The sequence below is a fragment of the Psychrobacter sp. T6-1 genome (genome assembly GCF_052258445.1).
In genome coordinates, this window is record NZ_JBQQFC010000718.1 from 1 (window position 1) to 677 (window position 677).

General features: G+C 46.7%; 1 protein-coding gene. It reads left to right on the forward strand.

Features of this window, described 5'->3' with window-relative positions; genetic code table 11:
- Window positions 1-677 (forward strand): cytochrome c-type biogenesis CcmF C-terminal domain-containing protein (locus ACTXGO_RS15600; protein ID WP_443575162.1); only part of this gene is annotated, 677 nt, incomplete at both ends.

Below are 677 nucleotides of genomic sequence, written 5' to 3' on the forward strand. Positions count from 1 at the left end.
CTTGGCACGTTCCTGGTACGCTCTGGAGTCCTTACCTCAGTGCATTCGTTTGCCGCTGATCCGACGCGTGGTTTGGTCATCTTAGCTATTCTTGGCATTATCATCGGTAGTGGTCTATTAATGTTTGCCGTTCGCGGTTGGCGTTTAACCGTTGAAAGTCAATATCAGCTGATTTCACGTGAGTCCTTTTTAGTGATCAATAACGCCATCATTTTGATTGCAACCTTAGTGGTGCTGCTCGGCACCCTCTATCCTATTATCGCTGATGCCTTTAGTCTCGGTCAGGTATCTGTAGGGCCTCCATACTTCAATGCGCTGTTTGTGCCTTTGACATGGCTGTTGTTAATCGCTATGGGTATGGGCTCTAATATTCGCTGGAAACAAGATAAGCGTCCGTTACTAGGGGTGGGTATCGCCATTGCCGCTAGTAGTATCGTATTGGCTGCTATTATCGCCTACTTTACCAGTCCATCTGCTATGTTCAATATTGGCGTGACTTTAGCGGTGAGCTTTTGGGTACTGCTATGGATGATCGTTGACTTTAGAGACAAAACCAAGAACGCCCCTAATTTCTTTAAAGGTCTGCGTCAGCTGCGTCTTAGCTATTGGGGTCAACAGACTGCTCATATTGGCGTATTGGTTGCTGTCATTGGCATAGCCTTTACTAGTAGCCTGAG